Here is a 15,644-nt window from a genome sequence, read left to right as displayed (position 1 = left end):
CACCCCCGCGCCAGTGCTAGCTTTGCGTACCGTCACTTATTGCACTGAAAACGAGGAGACCCCCCGGTGTACCCCTGCTCGGTCAGGGCTTCGTACAGGGCCTTGATGGTGCGGCGATCGCGTTTGCCGCGGTGCTGGTCGGCCTTGAGCCAGGTCGCCAGCGTCTCGGTAAAGCCGTCGAGCTTGCTCACCACCACCCGCTGGGGGTACTTGGGCTGGACCATCTCGCCCTTGCGCAGCCACACCTTGATGGTGTTTCTGGCCAGGCCCGTGCGCCGCTCGATCTCTTTGATTGGAAGGCCGTCGCGCAGGTGCATCCTGCGGATCTTTGCCAGTGTTCCCACGTTGATCACTCCTTGAATCCTCCTGCTCAAAAAACAAGCAGGAGACCTTACTCAAGGGGTCAAAGTTGGATGGAAAAACTCAGCTCAGAGGGGTCAGATTTACGTGGAAACCAACAAGCCAACCGGCGTGCGTCCGGTAGGCGTGCCAGAACATGCCGCCGGTGCCGATCAGGACGGCCAGCGAAACGGCAAAGGTAATCCGATATTTCGTTAGGTCGCGGCGGGTGCCGCCGGTAACATTGCAAGTAGCCATGATTTCACCTCTATGTCAGGTGGGTTGTGGTCAGGTGTCCAGGTGGGTTGCCGCCTTCCTGGGCACCGCTTTTTAGCGGCTGAAACTGCGGGACTGCTCCCGGTCGCGTGCCGCCTTCTCCTTGAACCGTTCGGCGATTTCCCGCGCCCTGGCTTGCTTCACCTGGTCGCCGCTCTCGTTGTCGCGGTTCAATTCCTTTGCCAGCGTCTTTGCCTGCTGGCCGTTGATCTCGTTGCGGTCAATGCGCTGCTCTGCGCTGTCCTGGTTCTGCGCGTCCAGCTCGAAGCCCTGGGCCTGCTTGGCCTGCGGCTGCTCGGCCTCGATGTTCTGCGACGCCAGCGCGGCCGCCTGGCCGTGCCGCTCTAGCCGCTCCTGGTCTTTCGCCTCCCGGCGCTCCTGGGCCTGCTCGATCTTCGTTGCATAGCTCTTGGCAAGTTCTTCGTTCGTCGGTTCGGTGCTCATCGTCGTTCCTCCTGGCGTAAAACATAAAATATCATTTACTCATTGCATCATAACACTAAAAGTAAATGAGTAAAAGCATTTCCACTCAATACCCGCGCCCACCGTCGCGGCCGCGCTCCTGCTCGCGCCGCTGCTGTCGGCTGCGCGTGATTTCCTGCGGATTGCGTGCATACCTATCGGCAAGCTCGCGCTGCATCTTGTCCAGCTCGACGGCCTGGCGCTCTTTCGGCATGGCATTGAACCGCTCGATGCGCTCGCGCAGCTCGCCCGGCAGCTCGCGCCAGGCACTCGGGTTCCGGTCGGTATAGCCCGCAAAGCCCGCCTGCCGCTTCACAGCCAGCGCCTTGAACTGGCCGACTTCCTGGCGGGCGTGCATGTCGGCCCGCTTCTGGTCTTGCTCGCTGACCTGGACGGCCGCCGGGCGCTCCGGCTCGGCCTTGGCCTGGGACGGTTGCGCCAGGCCCGCAAAGGCCCGCTGCTGGCCTTCCTGCATGATCGCTGCCGAATGGTGCCGGGGGTCTTTCCCGGCCGCCTGGAACTCCTGGGCGACGGCAAGCTGTGCGCGTGCCACGTCCAGCGCCAGGCCACCGCCTGCGGCTTCGGCCCGCTCGATGCCGACGCGGAATCCGGCCAGCGGGTCGGGTGCCGGGCGCTCCGCCTGGGGCCGCTGCTGCGGCGCTGCCACCTCGCCGCGTTCCTCGCTGACCTGCTGCCGGAACTTCGCCGCGATCTCGGCCGCCCGGCGCTTCTTCTCGTCCTCCGGCGTGCGCTCGATCGGCTGCGGCCGCTGCACGGTCGGCATGCCGGCAATGTCGGTCGCGGGCATGAGGTCGGGGCGGCCGTGGCGTTCCAGGTTGCGGCGCAGGGCATCGCGCATCTTCCCGGCCAGCGCCGACACCTTGGCGCGGCCACGTTCCAGCCAGCGACGCACCACGCTTTCACCGTCGAAGCCGCGCCGGTCGGCAAAGTCCAGCGTGCTTTCTTTCGGGCGCTCACGGCCCAGCACCTGGGCCAGCTTCCCGGCGGCCAGCTCGGCCGCGCCGCGAACGTGCCAGGTGTTGCGCTCGGCGGTCGTTCCGTCCGGCAAGCGCACGGTTTCAGAGCCGCCATGCTCCAAGCCGATACGGTCGCCACGCTTCGCGCCGCTGGATGCAATGGCGCGTTCAAGATCGACGCCCCAAATGGTGTGCCGCTCGCCCTTGTCGTTCTCCAAGGTGGCAAAGTAGCTGGCCCGGTTCTCCGGCTTGTTCTCGTAGGGCGCTGCGCCATGATCGACCAGGCGGCCGGCGCGACGGTCGGTGAAGTCGTCCGCTCCTGCAAACAGGGTCGCCGCCTCGCGGTGCCGGGTCATGCCGACATAGGCAAGGCTCCTATCCATGCCAGGGGTCGCCAGCAGGTAAGCCCTATCGACTGTGACGCCCTGGGCCTTGTGAATCGTGACGGCGTAACCATGATCGACGGCGGCATATTGGGACGCCCGCACCTGCCGCGCTTCGCCGCTGTCCAGGCGCACGGCCAGGCTTCCATCTTCGGCACGCTCGACGGTGCCAAGGGTGCCGTTCTTCACGCCTAGATCACGGTCGTTTTTCAGGAACACGATGCGATCGCCTGGGGCAAATTCCCGGCCTCCACGCTCGGCCATAAAGCGGGCCGTGCCGCGCAGTTCGCCGCGTTCCTTTCGGGCCTCGCGCACGGCTTCATTGAGCGCCTGAACGTCCTTATTGCTGTGGGCAAGGATGATCTGGCTACCCTTGCCCTGGTCGCCGACATAGGCGGCCGCCAGGCCGTCGCGTGCAGCGTCCCGGCTTTCGTGAATCTGGACGTGCCCGCGCTCGGCGTAGGCCGCCAGACCATCGGCCACGGAACCCCGCGCAAACTGCTGGCCCGCCTCCCGCGCCCATGCCTCTTTCTGGCGTCGAACCTCGGTGATTTCTGCCGCGCCGACATGCTGCACAACGCCCCGGAAAGCCGCGCCCGCCTCGATGGCCGCAAGCTGCTTATCGTCGCCAAGCAAGACCACTTTTGCCCCGGCCTGCTCGGCGGCTTTCAGCACGCGGCCAAGCTGACGACTGCCGATCATGCCCGCTTCGTCGATCACCAAAACGTCGCGGCTGGTGAGTTTGTCCTTTCCGTTCTTCCAAGCAAATTCAAGGCTGGCAAGCGTGCGGCTGTCGATGCCGCTTCCCGCCTGCAATTCGTCGGCTGCTTTGCCCGCCAAGGCTGCGCCGCGCACGTTCAAGCCCTGCGCCTGCCACGCCTCACGGGCTACCTTCATGCTGAAAGATTTACCCGTTCCAGCATCGCCGATAACTACGGCCAGACTGCCCGCTTTGAGAACGTGCCGGACGGCGTTTTGCTGCTCGGCCGATAGGGTGCCAGCGCCATCAATGGCGGCGTTCGTTATCGCGCCAGAAACACCATGCCGCCCCGCCTGCGCCAGACGCTCGGCGCTATCCACCATGCCGCGCTCGGTGTCGATCATTTCGCGGGTGGAGAACTTCGCCGGCTCGCGCCCGCTGACCGGTTCCATCTCGACCAGAAGCGGCGAATTTTCCAGCCTGGCAAGCAAGCCCTGGAACTGGTCGGCGTCGTCAATGTAGCGGTTCAGCTCGGCGGCAATATCGCGGCGCGTGAAAACGGCCTGCGTTGCCGTGATCTTGTCTAGGATGATCTCCGGGCGCTCGGTGATCTGCTGCGCCTGTTCTTGCCGGTCGGCGTTGTGAATGTCGATGCGGTCGGCGTCCAGTCCGCGCCTATCCATCGCCACGGCATCGCGGCCTATGTGCTTGGTCGGCGTGAGTTCCACGCCTTGATCTGCATAGCTCCGATGATCTACGCGGGCGCTGATTTCGGCACGCTCTAGCGCCTCGTTTGTCAGCTCGGCCCATTGCCTGCGAATGTCGGTAATGTCGCCCTGGCTGGTGCCGGGAATGCCCGCCTTCTGCCTGTCCTTGTTTGCCAGCTCAATGACGGCCTTTGCGCCTAGCGTTCCATCCTCGCCAATGGTGCGCGTGGTCGCCAGCATATGAACGTGAAAATTTCGGTCGTCGCCGTCCTTGTCGGGCGCATGGATGCAAACATCCACGGCCACGCCGTAGCGGTCGGCGATGGCCTGCCCCATGCGCGTTGCCAGCTCTTTACGGTCGGCTTCGTTCAGCTCATGCGGCAGGGCCGCCCGCCACTCGCGGGCCACTCGCGCATCTTTGCGCTTCTCTGCGGCCTCGGCGGCATTCCACAAGGCGGCACGCTCGGGAACTGGCACGCCTTGGGGCGTGACGATCTCCGACGAAAGAACGCCGCTCTTCCGGGTGAAGTCGAACGCTTCCCCGGTGCGCTCATCTACCAGCGACGACGCGGAACGATAGGCGGCAGCGGCCACGGCGCTATGCCCGGCCGCCCGTCCTATCGTGTGCGTGTTTAGGTGGTAGATCGCCATTTCTTCCCTTGGCGTTTTAGCCGCTAAAAAGGGGTGCAGGGGTATCCCCTGCCGGACAAGGGTTGCGCAGCAACCCGTAAGTGCGCATTTCGCTTTCGCTCCATGACTATACCAGCGCCGCGCCTTCCCCGCCAGCCTTGCCGGTGGTAAGATCGTGTGCGCATAACCCACAATCTCGAAAGGAGCTATGACGATGGCACGCAAGACGTTATCCGAACGCAAGGCCGACAAGCTGGCCGAACTGAACCGCATCAAGGCAGAACTGGCCGAACTGGAAAGCAAAGCGGCTGAGCGCATCGGCAAGATTGCCCTCTCCGCTGGCCTCGGCGATCTCGACATTGAAGACGCCCAACTGCGGAAGGAGTTTGAGGCTATCGCCTCAAAATTTCGCAAAAGTGAAGGCAAGCAAGCTGCTCCGTTGGCGGCAACGCCTAGCGCAGATTGAACGCAACTTAGGACGCTTGCGGATGAACGCCAGGAGAGAAGATGCACGCCGGAAAATTCAGCTAGGCGGCTTGGTCATCAAGTCCGGCATGGCGGACTACCCGGCATCCGTGATCTTGGGCGCTTTGACCCTAGCAGCTGGTGCGCTCAAAGGGCCGAATGCTGACGCCACAAAGGCACGTTTTGAAGCGGCTGGCGATGAGGCTTTTTCCGATGATGGAGAGGACGGCGGCAACCGTTCCTAGCCGTCAATTTGTGACCTGACATAGAGGTGAAAATGATGGACGTGAAAGATTTACTTTCGAGAGCGTGGGCCGCCGTGGTGGCGGTGTTTTTCGGGGCGTTCGTGTTGTCGTTGGCAAGCACGGCGCACGCTCGCGTTTTCCCCGAATGCAACCCGGCAGCAGAGGCCGCGAAGTTCTACGGTGCGGAAGATGCGGATGCTTGGGTGAAGCGCGTTTGTGACGCGCAGGAAGCGGCTTTCCAGACTTGGGAAGCGAACCTGCAAACGCTCGACATTGGGCAACAAGATTTGTCGATGGCGACGAACGCCGGAAACTGGCAAGCCTACCGGGACAAGTGGGCCGAATTGCTGCCGGTGTTGAAGGAACTGGAAGCCGCTGCGGTGGCGAACCGGAACGCGCCAGGCGCGGCAAATATCCTAAGTCTGTATCGCAACGATTTGGGCCTGTTCTTGCAGAATGCGGGCCTTGCCTCGGCGGGTAGCCTGGACGATTTCAGCACCCGGATTCTGGCGGGCCTGGACGGCGAACGGCCAGCGGCGGCGGCTACGGCTGGCGTCAATGTGGTTCAGCAGTCAGTGACGCGGGGCATTGAGTTCGGCAAGGGCGTTGGCACGTCAGAAGCCGATAAGGTGCTGGCCGAATATCGCGGCCAAGTGGAACAGCGCACGGCGGAACGTATGGAACAACTCGGCGGCTCGACAATGGGCGGCTATTTCGGCGGCTTCGGCACGCGCATCAAGGCCGCTTTCGGCGGCTGGCTGTTCTACCTGGTAACGGTCTGCTTTATCGGTGCCTGGATGGCGCACAAGCGCCGACAAAACCCGGTCACGGTCGGCACGGCCGTTGGCCTGGCCTTCCTCGTTCCATCGGTCGGCATGTTGCTTCTGCTCGTGTTCGCGCCGTTCATTCCGGGCTGGTTCATCCTCGCCGCGACGGTCGCCGGAACGGTGGCAACGTATCTGAACGCGGGCCGGGTGTTCGGCTGGCTGGCTGGCGTGGTTGGCTCCGAATCTCCGACCGGGAAACGGCTGCGCATCCTCGGCGGAACAATCGAAAACCTGCGCGGCCAGGTGCAGCCGTCCGGGCCGGTTGCGGCCGCCGGTGCTGCGGCCGCTGCGGTCGATAACAGCAGCACGCATCCGCTCGGTTCGCACGGCTCGGCACGATGGGGAACTGTCGATGAAATCCGCCAGGGCGGCCACCTGGTCGCGCCCGGCAAGCCGGGCGGTTTTGCCCTGGGCCGGGTGCCTGACGCGCTGGCCGGCATGGATGCCCGTTTCCGCTTCGTCGGCCATGTCGTGACGGTCGCCCCTACCGGCTCCGGTAAGGGCATTGGCGCGGTGATTCCGAACCTGTTGGACTATCCCGGCTCGGCCCTGGTGCTGGACGTGAAGGGCGAAAACGCGGCCGTGACAGCACGCGCCCGGCGGGCGCTCGGCCAGGCGGTCTATTCGGTCGATCCGTTCGCGGTGAATGGCGACGGCGGCGCGGCCTTCAACGTGCTTGACCGGCTCGACGTGTGGAACCCGGATTGTGTGAGTGAATCGGCCATTCTGGCCGATGCCCTGGTGATTGCCGAAAGCAAGGGCGATGCCGTGCATTTCGATGAATCGGCAAAGAACTTCCTGCAAGGCTTGATGCTGCACGTTGCCGGACTGGATGACGCGGAACGCCGGAACCTGGGCGAACTGCGGCGGCTTCTGACGGCGGGGGAAGCGGAATTTTTCGACGTGTTGGGCGCAATGGCGGCCGACGATACGGCGGCCTTCGGCATCCCGGCAAGGGCGGCAAATACGCTCATGGGCATGGCCGACAAAGAGCGCGGTTCCGTGCTTTCGACGGCCCGCCGGAACACGGCATTTCTGGATGACCCGCGCATTGCGGCCGCGTTGTCGCGCTCCGACTTCGATCTGTCAGAAATCAAGGCCACGGCCATGACGGTTTATCTGGTCATGCCCGCCAATCGCATCGGGCCTAATGCCCGCTTCCTGCGCCTGTTCATCAGCTCGGTGATTGCCGCTATCACGTCCAGCAACGTGCAGCCCGCGCACCGGGTCGCGTTCCTGCTCGATGAGTTCGGCCAGCTCGGCTACATGAAGCAGATTGAGGATGCCGTTTCACTGCTGCGCGGCTACGGCCTGGCCTTCTGGGTGTTCATTCAAGACCTGTCGCAGCTCAAGGGCACCTATCCCAAGTGGCAAACCTTCCTGGCGAACAGCGCAAAGTCGTTCTTTGGCACGGACGATTACGACACGGCCAAATACATCAGCGACAGCCTGGGCAAAGCCACGATTGAGTTTGAGACGGAAAACACGGGCAAGAACAGCGGCAGCGGCCTATCAGGCGGCGGCGGCTCGATGAACCGGGGCAAGAGCACCGGCACAAGCCAGCAATTCACCGGGCGCGAACTGCTGACACCGGATGAAGTCATGCGCCTGGGGCCAGAGCATCCGATTGTCCTGGTGCGCGGGGAACGCCCCTACCTGCTCGCCCGGCTGAACTACCTGGCCGATTCCGAATATGCCGGGCGCTTCGATGCGAATCCCTACCATAGTTGAGGGATGACGTATGGCGTTCATCATCGCGGCGGTTCTCGGTGTCATCGCCCTGGCGTGGTTCCTGCGGCGGCTGTTCCCTGCCCTGTTTGCGGCGGTGTTTGTCCTGTTCGCGCCGGTGTGGCTCGTCGGCGGTGCGCTGTTCGATCTGCTTCGCCGGCCACTGGCCTTCCTGCGGCCGGTCGGCCTCGCCTTGGCCCGCCTGGTCGGCTTCGTCCTGGTGCTGCCGCTGCTGCCCTTCATCTTCGCCTGGTCGTTCTTCGCGGAACTGTGGCGACAGTTCCGGCCGTCGAAGTCCAGCGCCCCGGCACCGGCCGGGGTCAAGCCGCCCACGCCGATGCAGGCCGCCACAAGGCGCACGGCGGACGTGATCGACCTGGCGGCATTTCGCCAGCGGCAGGAAAAAGAATAAAAGAGTTTTTGAGTTTTACATTTTATGAGTGAATGATTTCAGCGGCTAAAATGGGCCGCCCCTCAAGTGTCAATATCAGGCCGGAAGCGCCCCATGCTCCCGGCCTTTTCTTTGTCTGTTCCCTGTCCGTTCGCGCTGCGGCGGCTGATCTTGACACTTAACAGGCCGTTGAAAAAGTGGGCATCGAACGCATCAGGGACGCTGTTTTCGAAGAAACGAGTGGCCCAGACGCGTCTGCGCAGCGATTGCACCGGCCAATCTGGCCTGTTTGCAGGCCATCTCGCCCATTTCGGGCGCACGTATCCCCGGGCTCACGCATGATGCGCGTCCCACCAGCCGCCGATGCTGCCCATGCGCACCAGGTTGTAGGTGGCAAAGCACAGCAGCGCCTGACCCGTGAGCTTGGCCTGACCGATGAGCTTGGTCTTGGCCAGACCACCCACGGTCTTGATCCAGCCAAAGGCCTCCTCAATGCGCTTGCGCACCTTCTGACTGGTCTTGTAGCCCTCGTGTCGGGTGATCCGGGCATCCACCGCCGAGTGCCTGTCCTTGGCCGCCACGTGCGGCGTGACCTTGAGCTTGCGACAGCCCTCGATGAAGGTCTTACTGTCATAGCCCTTGTCGGCCCCGACCGTAGCCCGCTTGTTCTTGTTGCCCCGGCGCCCAAGCATCGCGAGCGCTGCCTCGCGCTCGGCGGTGCCGCGGGCATGGGTGATCTGCACGTCCACGATCAGACCGTTGCGGTTTTCCATGAGGATGTGCGCCATGTGGCACAGGCGAGCCTTGTCGCCCGCGCTCTTCTTGAACAGCCGGGCATCGGGGTCCGTGGTACTGGCGTGGGTGTCGTTGCAGCGCTGCTGTCCTTTGAAGTCCACCTCGGGATTGCGCCCCTCAGTCGGGGTTTGGTCGTCGTCCCGGCGCTTGAAACTTTTGTGCGAGGCCCAGGCCTCGATCAGCGTGCCGTCCACACTGAAGTGTTCGTCGCTGCTCAAGCTTGCCCAATCGGCGGTGTGCTTGACCCGCTCGAAAAAGGCGCGGGCCAGGTCTTCATTGAAGAGCCGCTCGCGGTTGGCGCTGAAGGTAGAGTGGTCCCAGACCTTGTCCTCGATGTTCAATCCCACGAACCAGCGGTACAGCAGGTTGTACTCGATGGCCTCGACCAACTGGCGCTCGCTGCGGATGGAAAACAGGATCTGCAGCAGCAGGGCCTTGAGCAGCATCTCCGGCGGCACCGAGGGGCGGCCCCGGCGGGCGTACACCGCGTCGAACTCGCGGTTCATCGCCGCCAGCAGCGCATCGACCACGGCGCGCAGCTTGCGCAGCGGGTGTGTCGCCGGTACCCGCTCTTCAAGGCTGATGTAGCTGAACATCGCCCCCTGGAAGTCTTGGTTGCCTCTCATCGTCCTCGTCCGCGTCGTTCGCCGATCGTTTCAGATCATACTGGCCGAGGCCAGCGTCGGCGGGGGATTTTTTCAACGGCCTGTTAAGGGGCCGATCACTCGCCGCTGCCGGGCTTCTTCCTTGTCGGCTTCACCTCGGCCGCCGGCGGCGTGATGCGGGCCAGCAGCGCAGCCGATTGTTCCTTGAGCGTGTCGAGCTGCCCGGCCAGGCGGGCGACGTCCTCGCGGGCCTGTGCGGCCGCCTTCGTTGCCTGGTCGCGCTCGGCCTGGGCGGCGGTGAGGCGTTCAGCCATGCGGTGCGCCTCGGCGGCCGCCTGCTTGCGCTGTTCCTGCTGCGCTTCCTGGTCGGCCTCGACCTTGGCCTGCACCTTCGCCAGCTCGCCCCGCACCTGGTCGAGTTGGGCCGCTGCTGCCTGGCTGGCCTTCTGCTGTTCGGCCAGCGCCCCGCGTGCCTGGTCGGCGTCCTGGTGCGCTCTGTCCAGTTCCGTGCGCAGCTCGCCGGCGCGGCGCTCGATCTCCTGGGCGCGGGCCTCGGCCGTGTGCGCCTGTTCCTGGGCGGCGGCCAGTTGGCCGCGCAGCTCGTCGGCTTCGCCGCGTGCGGCCGCTTCGGCGGCCTCGATGGACGCCAGGCGGGATTGCAGGGCTTCCACGTCGCCGGCCAGTTTGTCGGCCAGCTCGGTTGCCTCGTTGCGGTCGGCCTCCAGCTCGGCGCGGGCCTTTTCCAGCCCTTCCCGTTCAACGGCAAGCCGGGCGTTCGCCAGGTCGAGGGCGATTGTCCATAGGTCGCTGCCCAGCTCGGCCAAGCGGTCGGCGACGGCCTGGGGCGCAGGCTCGCGCAGGGGCGCGGCGGCGGTGGCCTGCCGGGCTTTCCACTCGTTCAGGGCCGGGGAAATGGTTGTGTAGCTCCCGCCGGTGATCTGCCGGATTGCCTCAAGCGTGGGCTTCTGGCCGGCGGCGGCCAGCTCGTCGGCGGCGGAAAAAATCTGCTCTTTCGTGACTGCCATAGTGGTTGCTCCTGTATGAAATGTAGCGTTGTAGTAGGTTGTATGATACTACTACATACTACAATTTACAAGCCCTACGGCGAAATACTACGCGCCGGGCCTGTGCCAGCCCGGCCGGGAGCGCGTCGGGGTCGAAATTTGGCCCTGTGCGGGCCGTGGCGGCGTTTTCCGGGGTCGGCGGCACCTAGCCCCTACCCTCGCCCGGTTTCGGGCTTCCTGGGCGCTCCTGCGCGGCCTGGGTATGGTTCCGGGCCTTCCTCGTCGGGAATGGCGATGCTGGCCAGCTCGGCCGCCTGGCTGTCGGCCTTCCCCTTGGCGTTCAACCTGTGGGCTTTCCGCCCGCGCTGTCGGTTGATGTGAGGCACGGCCTCGGCAAGCCGCTTTTCCCTGCTAAACCGCTTTTTGCGGCCTTTCAGCGGGCACGGTGCTGGATGAGGGTGCAGGCGGTGGTGGAGTTGCCACCGGCGCGGCGTGCCGCGCCTGGTAGATGCCTGGCCACAGGCCAGCCATTTTTGAGCGGCCATCGGCCGCGATAGGCCGACGCGAAGCGGCGGGGCGAAGGGAGCGAAGCGACCGGAGGGCAGGTGCGCCCGTAGGGCGTTGCGGTGGTTCGGTTCGCGCTCCCGTTCGAGTTTTCCACCGATTTTGCCTGCCAATTACAGGTAAGTATTTATAGGAAAAAATCTTAAAGGATTACCTTACAGGTTTAGGGGGGGGGCGATTTCACGTGGAAAGGGGGGGGCGATTTCACGTGGATAAGCCGCGAAGGGGGGGGCGATTTCACGAACCTGGGGGGGGCGATTTCACGTGGATAAGTGCAGCTATCCACAGGGTTTATCCCCAGTTCGACCGCTCGGGGGTAGGTGCTGGTCAGGTCACGCCAGAAACGACGCGGCCGCCTCGATCTGGGGCGGCCGGTGCTGTGCTGCAAGGGGGGGGCGATTTCACGAAGTTTAGCTAAACCGTGGGGCCGCCCTTGTAGGGAATGGGCGGTGGCGAGCCGACCAGCAGCACGCCGCCGGTGACAGGCTTCACCTTGGCCTGCGGATAGACGGCCAGCACCTTGCGCAGCACCGGCAAAAACTCCTTCTTGAAATCCTTGTCTGGGTCTTTGCCCTTGTATTCCTGGGCGAACTGCTCGCGCAGCGACTTCCAGTGCAGCGTTACCCCTCTGCCCTCGATGCGGTGCAGCCGATGGGCCAGCCAGGCGTACACGTCCAACGCCAGTGCGGAACCTTTCAGGGCGTGCAAAGCGCGGTTGTCCAGCGGCACGGCGCTTTCGATCAGGGAGCCGTAATAGTCCTCTGACAGCAGCATGACGCCAGGCCATAGGGCGCGCTGCTGCGTGTCCTTGTTCGCAACCCAAGCATCGAACTGCTGCACTGGCTGGCCGTTGTAGGTGCGCCCTTTGAATCCGAGTTGCAGGCGAGCGGCGGCCAAGGCGTGCATCTGCTTCCGCAAGGTCGTATAGCGGCGGCCGTCGCTCTCCATCCCCATGAGCCGCAGGAACTCGGCGGCGCTGTCACCGATGGGGATTTCGCGCTCTTTGTTGCGCACGGCGAAGGTGGAAACCCACGCCAGGCCAAGCCGGGGCATGACGCCATAGGGGATAGGTTGCAGAACCGGGCCATGCCCTTCGTCCAGGTAGCCGGCCTGGACATTGACCCAAGCCGCGCCGGACTGCCGCATGAACTCGCGGCCTTCCACCTTGGCGCGGGGCAAACCAACCTGGCACAGCACGGCATGAGTGAAAGCCATGTCCTCACCACCCGGGGGGGTAGTGGCAATCTCCGCGCTGGCCTCGATCAGCTTTTGATCGCGCTCGGTCAAGATGAGGCCGGCCGGCGTGATCTTCTTGGTTTGGCGCTTTGGGGGCGGTAACGCCGCTTTGATCTGCGCCTGGGCCAGTAGGTCGCCCATGATCTCGCCGATCTGCTGCGCGCCCTGCCCTTCTCGCTGCTTCTTTGTCATGGCTTCGCCCTTTAGCCGCTAAAATTCAAATGAGTAAATATGTGTTTGAGCGTCAATCCGGCAGGCTGGCGACATACTCGGTCAATAGTTCCTTGATGGTCTTGCCCTGCCGGGTTGCGTAGATTTTCAGCTTGGTGTGCTGGTCGGCCGACAATTCAAAATTGACCCGCTTCATGCTGGCCGCGTCGTCGGCCAAGCTGGCAAGCGTGGCGGCCTTGGATTTGTCCGTGCGTGCGCTCGGGCGGCCGGCGCTGAGTGTGGTTGCTGCTTTGCTCATTTCTTTATTTCCTCAAAGTATCAAATGAGTTTTTGCTTGATTTCGGCAGCCAGGGCGCGAACCTCGGCCGCTGCATCGCCGTCCGGCTCGGACTCAAGAACGGTCGTGCCGGCGGCCGCCGTGCCGGGATAGCTCACGCGCTGCGTGATACGGGCATCCAGAATGGGCAGCTCGTAGCCGGCCAACGCCTCGGCAACTTCGCCGCCAATGCGGGTGCCCTTGATGGCCCGCGATACGACAAAGGCGGCCTGTAGTTTTCCGTCCGTGACCTCGATGCGCTGCTTGACCAGCTCCACCAGGTCGGCCGTGGCCCAAATGTCGTAAGGCGATGGCTGCACCGGAATCAGCACGAAGTCGGCCGCCTTGATGGCCGACACGGCCAGGTCGGCCGCTTGGGGTGCGCCGTCGATCACGACAAAATCCACCTTGCGGGCTACGTTCTTCACGTCCCGGTCAATGGTCGGCCGGTCGATGCCGACAACGGTTAGCGGCTGATCTTCCCGCACGGCTGACCAATCGCGGGCGCTGCCCTGGGGGTCGGAATCGACTAGCAGCACGTCGGCGCCGTCCAGTTGCAAGGCGCGGGCAAGGTGGGTGGCGATAGTGGTTTTTCCACTCCCCCCCTTCTGGTTCAGCACGGCAATGACTTTCATGTGTTCTCCCGGTGTGGCATGAATGATGACTTACTCATTACATCATAACATAATGAGCAAATGAGTAAAGGGGCTTATCATCATTTGCCCATGCTTTCCCATAGCGCCCGATACGCTGCCTCGTCTGCTGTCGGTTCGCGGTCGAGCTGTTCCAGCAGCCAGGCCACGCCGGCGGCCATCGCTTCGTCGTGATCGAGATAGGAGCCATCAAGCGCGGCATACATGCCGCCTTGCCTGGTGGTCACTTCCCACGCCTGGCCGTCATGGGTGCGGCACACGGCATAGGCGAAGTAATCCCCCTTGGCGTCCATCTCGTCATGGGCGGCTTGCAGCTCGGGCCGGAGCGGGGGCAGGGGATAGCGTCCGTTTCTCATGCCTTCATGCCCTCCTGGTCGGCGGCCGCCAGCGCGTCGGCTTCGGTCAATGCGTCCTCTACAAACGCGCCGTGCCGGCGGGCCTCGGCCTGGCTGGTTTCCAGGCCGCGCAGCGCCCGGTAAAGGGTTGCCCGATGCACGCCCAGCAGCTCGGCCGTTTCGGCTGCCGTGCGGCCTGCGCCCAGCAGCTCGCGGGCATGTTCGACCTGGCCGGGGGTGAGGGTAGGGCGGCGGCCGAACTGCACGCCTCGCGCCTTGGCCGCCTCGCGGCCGTTCCTGGTGCGGTCGATGATTAGGGAACGCTCGAACTCGGCGATGCCGGCAAACACGGTCAGCACCATGCGCCCGGCCGGGGTGGTGGTGTCGGCCCACGGTTCGGCCAGTGAGCGCAGGCCCGCGCCTTTCGCCTGCAACTGCTCGGCAATGTCCAGCAGATCGCGGGTGCTACGGGCCAGCCTGTCCAACCGCGTGACCGTCACCACATCGCCGGCGCGTAGGTGGTCAAGCATCCGGCCCAGCTGTCGTTTTCAGAAGGCGACAGCACGTAATGTCAGGAGTCCGCTGCACTCGCCGCTTGCAGGGCAGCGTAAAGGGCCGTCTTCCCAACCTTGAGGCGCGCTGCGGCCTCTCGGATATTCAGGCCATTGGCGATGTGTTCCTTGGCTCGTTGCAGTTTCTCAGCGGTGACGACCGGTTTGCGGCCACCCTTGCGCCCGCGTGCGGCGGCAGCAGCTAGCCCCGCCTTGGTGCGCTCGCGGATCAGGTCGCGCTCGAACTGGCCTAATGCCCCGAACACATGAAAGATGAGCCGCCCGCCCGATGTGGTGGTGTCGATGCTTTCGGTCAGCGACCGGAAGCCGACACCACGCGCCTCCAGTGCGCCGATGACTTCGATCAGGTGCGGCAGCGAACGCCCGAGCCGGTCCAGCCGCCAGGCTCTGTTGCAAAGATTGGCGGCAGTCAGAGGTAGGCTGTCGCTCTGCGCCGATCAGGCGGCTGCTGCGAAATGGTGGTTGAGCATGCCCATGGCCTCCGTCAGCGCCGAGGGCCCAATGCCAAAAGCTCTCTCCACAAGGCGCACCTCGCCCCTGATGCCGGGCTGCAGGCACCAGGGGCGAGCCTGTCCTTTGCGCAGGGCTCGCATGACTTCGAATCCCTTGATCGTGGCATAGGCCGTGGGGATCGATTTGAAACCGCGCACCGGCTTGATCAGTATCTTGAGCTTTCCGTGATCGGCCTCGATCACGTTATTGAGATACTTCACCTGCCGGTGGGCCGTCTCCCGGTCCAGCTTTCCTTCGCGCTTCAATTCGGTGATCGCTGCACCATAGCTCGGCGCTTTGTCGGTATTGAGCGTGGCAGGCTTTTCCCAGTGCTTCAGGCCTCGCAGGGCCTTGCCCAGGAACCGCTTCGCTGCCTTGGCGCTGCGGGTCGGCGACAGGTAGAAATCGATCGTGTCGCCCCGCTTGTCGACTGCCCGGTACAGGTAGGTCCACTTGCCCCGCACCTTGACGTAGGTTTCATCCAGGCGCCAGCTCGGATCAAAGCCACGCCGCCAGAACCAGCGCAGCCGCTTCTCCATCTCCGGGGCGTAGCACTGGACCCAGCGATAGATCGTCGTATGGTCGACCGAAATGCCGCGTTCCGCCAGCATTTCCTCAAGGTCGCGATAGCTGATCGGATAGCGACAATACCAGCGCACCGCCCACAGGATCACATCACCCTGGAAATGGCGCCACTTGAAATCCGTCATCGTTCCGTCCGTCCAATCTCCGCCAAGCATGCTCAAGCTTCACGATTTTTGCAACAGAGCC

General features: G+C 63.9%; 16 protein-coding genes and 1 pseudogene. 4 read left to right on the top strand and 13 right to left on the bottom strand.

The genetic code is table 11. The annotated features are described in order from the left end of the window. Positions 1-32: 32 nt before the first annotated feature. The 4 genes from BV908_RS20685 to traA all read right to left on the bottom strand — a co-directional run bounded on the left by BV908_RS20685 (position 33) and on the right by traA (position 4,495). A complete protein-coding gene (locus BV908_RS20685; protein WP_246867563.1) occupies positions 33-344 on the bottom strand; it encodes a hypothetical protein in 312 nt (103 codons plus the stop codon). Positions 345-423: 79 nt separating this feature from the next. Further along, the gene (locus tag BV908_RS22550; RefSeq protein WP_172751418.1) at positions 424-597 is read right to left on the bottom strand and encodes a hypothetical protein; all 174 of its coding nucleotides are present in this window, start codon (positions 595-597) and stop codon (positions 424-426) included. A 72-nt stretch (positions 598-669) separates the two neighbouring features. Then, positions 670-1,059 carry a hypothetical protein gene (locus BV908_RS20680; RefSeq protein ID WP_015670327.1) on the bottom strand — a complete coding sequence of 130 codons (390 nt, stop codon included), beginning with the start codon at positions 1,057-1,059 and terminating at the stop codon, positions 670-672. 85 nt (positions 1,060-1,144) lie between these two features. Continuing rightward, a complete protein-coding gene (gene traA / locus BV908_RS20675; RefSeq protein ID WP_103739098.1) occupies positions 1,145-4,495 on the bottom strand; it encodes a Ti-type conjugative transfer relaxase TraA in 3,351 nt (1,116 codons plus the stop codon). Between the two features lie 193 nt (positions 4,496-4,688). On the opposite strand from traA, the gene BV908_RS20670 reads away from it, so the two are divergent. The 4 genes from BV908_RS20670 to BV908_RS20655 are packed head-to-tail and all read left to right on the top strand — an operon-like array spanning position 4,689 to position 8,151. Then, the gene (locus BV908_RS20670; RefSeq protein ID WP_103739097.1) at positions 4,689-4,940 is read left to right on the top strand and encodes a TraC family protein; all 252 of its coding nucleotides are present in this window, start codon (positions 4,689-4,691) and stop codon (positions 4,938-4,940) included. A gap of 22 nt (positions 4,941-4,962) precedes the next feature. Then, positions 4,963-5,184: a conjugal transfer protein TraD gene (locus BV908_RS20665; RefSeq protein WP_021011916.1), complete on the top strand. Its 222-nt coding sequence runs from the start codon at positions 4,963-4,965 to the stop codon at positions 5,182-5,184. A gap of 32 nt (positions 5,185-5,216) precedes the next feature. After that, the gene (locus BV908_RS20660; RefSeq protein ID WP_103739096.1) at positions 5,217-7,742 is read left to right on the top strand and encodes a type IV secretory system conjugative DNA transfer family protein; all 2,526 of its coding nucleotides are present in this window, start codon (positions 5,217-5,219) and stop codon (positions 7,740-7,742) included. Positions 7,743-7,752: 10 nt separating this feature from the next. Continuing rightward, the gene (locus tag BV908_RS20655) at positions 7,753-8,151 is read left to right on the top strand and encodes a hypothetical protein (RefSeq protein WP_103739095.1); all 399 of its coding nucleotides are present in this window, start codon (positions 7,753-7,755) and stop codon (positions 8,149-8,151) included. Between the two features lie 311 nt (positions 8,152-8,462). Here BV908_RS20655 and BV908_RS20645 read toward each other — a convergent pair whose 3' ends face one another. From BV908_RS20645 to BV908_RS20605, 9 genes and pseudogenes are all read right to left on the bottom strand, one after another. Beyond that, positions 8,463-9,551, bottom strand: coding sequence for an IS5 family transposase (locus tag BV908_RS20645; protein WP_103739094.1), 1,089 nt, complete (start codon positions 9,549-9,551; stop codon positions 8,463-8,465). A gap of 95 nt (positions 9,552-9,646) precedes the next feature. Next, positions 9,647-10,555 (bottom strand): DNA-binding protein, encoded by a 909-nt coding sequence (locus tag BV908_RS20640; RefSeq protein ID WP_103739093.1) that lies wholly within the window; start codon positions 10,553-10,555, stop codon positions 9,647-9,649. 957 nt (positions 10,556-11,512) lie between these two features. Then, a complete protein-coding gene (locus BV908_RS20635; RefSeq protein WP_103739092.1) occupies positions 11,513-12,526 on the bottom strand; it encodes a replication protein RepA in 1,014 nt (337 codons plus the stop codon). 52 nt (positions 12,527-12,578) lie between these two features. Continuing rightward, positions 12,579-12,803, bottom strand: a complete 225-nt coding sequence (locus BV908_RS20630) for a hypothetical protein (RefSeq protein WP_034015122.1) — start codon at positions 12,801-12,803, stop codon at positions 12,579-12,581. Between the two features lie 20 nt (positions 12,804-12,823). Next, the gene (gene parA, locus BV908_RS20625) at positions 12,824-13,456 is read right to left on the bottom strand and encodes a ParA family partition ATPase (RefSeq protein ID WP_015961925.1); all 633 of its coding nucleotides are present in this window, start codon (positions 13,454-13,456) and stop codon (positions 12,824-12,826) included. Between the two features lie 80 nt (positions 13,457-13,536). After that, complete coding sequence (locus BV908_RS20620; protein WP_172686266.1) at positions 13,537-13,830, bottom strand: hypothetical protein; 294 nt, start codon at positions 13,828-13,830, stop codon at positions 13,537-13,539. Continuing rightward, positions 13,827-14,348, bottom strand: a complete 522-nt coding sequence (locus BV908_RS20615; protein WP_348639069.1) for a recombinase family protein — start codon at positions 14,346-14,348, stop codon at positions 13,827-13,829. The genes BV908_RS20620 and BV908_RS20615 overlap by 4 nt, the downstream gene beginning before the upstream one ends. Before the next feature lie 32 nt (positions 14,349-14,380). Beyond that, positions 14,381-14,764: pseudogene (locus BV908_RS20610) on the bottom strand (recombinase family protein); the annotation flags it as partial. A gap of 54 nt (positions 14,765-14,818) precedes the next feature. Continuing rightward, positions 14,819-15,583 carry an IS6-like element IS6100 family transposase gene (locus BV908_RS20605; RefSeq protein WP_001389365.1) on the bottom strand — a complete coding sequence of 255 codons (765 nt, stop codon included), beginning with the start codon at positions 15,581-15,583 and terminating at the stop codon, positions 14,819-14,821. Positions 15,584-15,644 lie beyond the last annotated feature (61 nt).

Origin of the sequence: Diaphorobacter sp. LR2014-1, assembly GCF_002916785.1 — a bacterium.
Classification (GTDB): Bacteria; Pseudomonadota; Gammaproteobacteria; order Burkholderiales; family Burkholderiaceae_C; genus Diaphorobacter; species Diaphorobacter nitroreducens.
Note: the sequence above shows the minus strand (reverse complement) of the source record. Positions and strands in the feature narration are given on the sequence as shown.

Coding starts and splice junctions, on each gene's coding strand:
- BV908_RS22550 (WP_172751418.1), bottom strand. CDS start 597: ATGGCTACTTGCAATGTTACCGGCGGCACCCGCCGCGACCTAACGAAA.
- BV908_RS20670 (WP_103739097.1), top strand. CDS start 4,689: ATGGCACGCAAGACGTTATCCGAACGCAAGGCCGACAAGCTGGCCGAA.
- parA (WP_015961925.1), bottom strand. CDS start 13,456: ATGAAAGTCATTGCCGTGCTGAACCAGAAGGGGGGGAGTGGAAAAACC.
- BV908_RS20635 (WP_103739092.1), bottom strand. CDS start 12,526: ATGACAAAGAAGCAGCGAGAAGGGCAGGGCGCGCAGCAGATCGGCGAG.
- BV908_RS20620 (WP_172686266.1), bottom strand. CDS start 13,830: ATGAGAAACGGACGCTATCCCCTGCCCCCGCTCCGGCCCGAGCTGCAA.
- BV908_RS20605 (WP_001389365.1), bottom strand. CDS start 15,583: ATGACGGATTTCAAGTGGCGCCATTTCCAGGGTGATGTGATCCTGTGG.
- BV908_RS20645 (WP_103739094.1), bottom strand. CDS start 9,551: ATGAGAGGCAACCAAGACTTCCAGGGGGCGATGTTCAGCTACATCAGC.
- BV908_RS20660 (WP_103739096.1), top strand. CDS start 5,217: ATGATGGACGTGAAAGATTTACTTTCGAGAGCGTGGGCCGCCGTGGTG.
- traA (WP_103739098.1), bottom strand. CDS start 4,495: ATGGCGATCTACCACCTAAACACGCACACGATAGGACGGGCGGCCGGG.
- BV908_RS20630 (WP_034015122.1), bottom strand. CDS start 12,803: ATGAGCAAAGCAGCAACCACACTCAGCGCCGGCCGCCCGAGCGCACGC.
- BV908_RS20665 (WP_021011916.1), top strand. CDS start 4,963: ATGAACGCCAGGAGAGAAGATGCACGCCGGAAAATTCAGCTAGGCGGC.
- BV908_RS20640 (WP_103739093.1), bottom strand. CDS start 10,555: ATGGCAGTCACGAAAGAGCAGATTTTTTCCGCCGCCGACGAGCTGGCC.
- BV908_RS20680 (WP_015670327.1), bottom strand. CDS start 1,059: ATGAGCACCGAACCGACGAACGAAGAACTTGCCAAGAGCTATGCAACG.
- BV908_RS20655 (WP_103739095.1), top strand. CDS start 7,753: ATGGCGTTCATCATCGCGGCGGTTCTCGGTGTCATCGCCCTGGCGTGG.